This window comes from Limnohabitans sp., from assembly GCF_040400975.1.
In the GTDB taxonomy this organism is placed as follows: Bacteria; Pseudomonadota; Gammaproteobacteria; order Burkholderiales; family Burkholderiaceae_C; genus Limnohabitans_A.
Genome location: NZ_JBBAPF010000074.1, coordinates 1 through 2,809, shown reverse-complemented (window position 1 = coordinate 2,809; position 2,809 = coordinate 1). Strand labels below are relative to the sequence as shown.

The following is a 2,809-nucleotide window of genomic DNA, read 5'->3' as shown; positions in this document are numbered from 1 at the left end:
ACGGCTTCTCGTGTAGCCGCCACAATTGCCACTTGCCTGCTGCAAGTCCACATGATGTCACACTCTTGCAGCCTGGCAAGTGTCACTTCGAGCACTTGGTTTTCCTGCACACTCGGCGTTGGCAGCAAACACTCTGCCCTTGCCGGTGCGTAGCATCCGGACTGTTTCTTCGAGCACTTGGTTTTCCTGCACACTCGGCGTTGGCAACAAACACTCTGTCCTTGCCGGTGCATAGCATCCGGACTGTCCCTTCGAGCACTTGGTTTTCCTGCACACTCAGTCTGTGAAGAATGGAGGGCTTTCCGTGTCACACTCTTGCACGCTCTTCTCTTCGCAGAAAACACCAATGAGATATGCAGTGACACTTTCCAACCAAATCTCGTTGAGAACAGCCCGCACGCATCCGCAAAGACAGTTGGCTGCCCGTGCCGGTGCGTAGCATCCGGACTCCGGCGTGTGAGGCACTGGAGGGCCGCCCACGTCCTTCAACAAGATCTAAAACGACGCGCCGCCAAGCCCCCATAAACCGAAGCTGTTTTCCGAACCGACGCTGTTTTCCGAGGTGCTCACACGCTCCTCCTCATTGCTGCGACGCAGCGCGACCAGCACTGGACTCCGTGAGCTCCTCGCTGTCCTCCATGGCCAGCATCCTGCGCGTTTCCAACATACGATTCCTGGGCAAGAACTTGCTCAAGGAATCGCTCTTCTGCCTATCCGTGGCAACAAAGTTGACTGTGACCAAACCCAAACGCACTGCCTCCCTCACGTAGTAGACCCGGTTGGCCAACGCCTTGGTCTTCCAGCTCCCCTCGCCAGTGGACAGCACAATCGCAGCCTTGTTGTCACACATGACGTTGATGAGCTCCACGGGAACACGCATGCTGCACAACAACGCCTTCACGTTCTCGGCCATGCCGAGGGTCGCGGACAACGCCGTCACTTCCGCATCAGCAGTGCTCTTGGCCACTTGGGGCTGCTTGGCACTCCTCCATGCAAGGAGATGTCCCCCAAAGAACACACAAGTGCCCGAGATGGACTTCGTGGCCTCAAAACTGGCATCGCCATAGGCCGTGAGGTCACTGCCCTCACCTTCAAAATTCAAGCCCCAACCCGCAGTGCCCGCCAAGTACCTGAGCACTCTCTTGCCCATGGCCAGACCACGAGCTGGGTTTTTCGTGGCGTCAGAGGAGATTTTGCTCTGGGCGAAAGCGATGTCCGGTCTAGTCCTCGTGGACAACCAGATGAGAGACCCGGCCAGCTTCTGACAAAGCTTGACTTCTCGCGGGTCTGGCTCGTCCCTACTTTCGGCCTCCTCCACGGTCTCCGAGGGCAAATCCCCTCCCACTCCCAAGGTGGGCTTGCACCCTTCCAGGTTCCAGGCCTTCAACAAGTCCAACGTGAACTGCTTCTGGTGGAAACGGAAGCCCTTCGAGGTGGCCTGAATGGTCCCACCCAGATACGAGGCTGAAGCCCAAGTGCCAATCTCCAATGACTCCGAGACTTGCACTTCCCAGACTTTCTCCATCCACTTGATGATGATGGCTCTCAACCACCTTGGGCCTGCCACCAGGAAGTCGTCGACATAGTCGACCAAGTAGCGCAGAGGCTTCCGACCATGCACCAAGTTGACATTCTTTGACTCTGACTCACCACCGTCCTCCATCACCAACCACACCGTGGAGTCAACGTGGCTCTGCTCCAACACGGCGTACTTGCCGTTTCCCATGGAGACCCGGGCCTTGCGGAGCTGGTTGTCCCGCTCCTGACCCCACGCCCGAGGAGCTTGTCGGAGCCCGTACACAGCGTGCTTCACTCGCCACTTGTAACCTCCCTGGATGATGCCGTACTGCACCAGAATCCGTGGGGGCTCCACAAAGATGTCTTCGCTGTCAGCTGGCAATGGGGCATTGAGGAATGCACCTACGACGTCCACCACTTGAACACCCCACTTGTTGCGGGTAGCTTCTGACAGCACGGCCCTCACAGATGTCACATCAGCATTGGCCGTATAGAGCTCCTCCTGAGCATGCTTCTTGACGAAGTTCCCGCACACCACGGTCCTGATCTTCTTCTTCTTGATCCCAGGCACGTCCGTGGGCTTGAGGGTCGCGACAATCTTCATGGGGATGACCTGACCAGTCACCTGGCCCGCTGGTACTTCCTCGATGGCGCCTTTCTCCTTCAAGGTCTCGTACTCAGCCTGCATAGCAGCCTTCCAATCCTCGTAGTCCCTGCCCACGGCGTGCCGGACATCCTTCAACGGCACAGTGATCGCCCCTGAATCCTTCATGATGGCCTGCCACTCCAACTGGCCAACATCAGAGGACTGCAGCTCCTCCTCCTCCTCATCTTCGCTCTGCCTGGCTGCGCAGGCCTCAATCGGCCCCAGAGCGCAGGTATGGTCCCGCCGATGGGGCCTGTGACGCCCCCGGCAGGCCGGACAAGAGTAGCGAGGTTCCTCATCCACTGCGGCTGCTGGGAAAGCTGGCGGCGCACCTTCGGCCTTTGGGCCAAGGCGGCAAGTGGCATCCCTGGAGTGAGGCCGGTGCAGTCCGTTGCAAGCAGGGCACGTTATCACTTCTGCCTGCTCAAACACATCTGCAGCAGCCACAGGTGCATGCAGCGGCGCTGGCGGCGGTGCTGACGGCGGTGCAGAAGGCGGCCCTTGGTCGACCACGGTGTACGTCGAGGCCACCTCGATAAGCCGCACACCGGGGCTCGTCTCCCGCACTGTGAAGATGCCAGCAGTGACTCCTGGGCAGACCCCCCCATGAAGTGACACTCCCGGCCGCGCACTCCAAACCCTGGC

Annotated in this window: 1 protein-coding gene; it reads right to left on the bottom strand. The window is 59.1% G+C overall.

Going from position 1 to position 2,809, the window contains the following annotated elements:
* Nucleotides 1-580: 580 nt before the first annotated feature.
* Nucleotides 581-2,290: a Ty1/Copia family ribonuclease HI gene (locus ABWQ00_RS15780; RefSeq protein WP_353239609.1), complete on the bottom strand. Its 1,710-nt coding sequence runs from the start codon at nucleotides 2,288-2,290 to the stop codon at nucleotides 581-583.
* Nucleotides 2,291-2,809 lie beyond the last annotated feature (519 nt).

Bases quoted from the DNA above. Each gene is read 5' to 3' on its own strand.
- ABWQ00_RS15780 (WP_353239609.1), bottom strand. From the start codon at position 2,290: ATGAAGGATTCAGGGGCGATCACTGTGCCGTTGAAGGATGTCCGGCAC.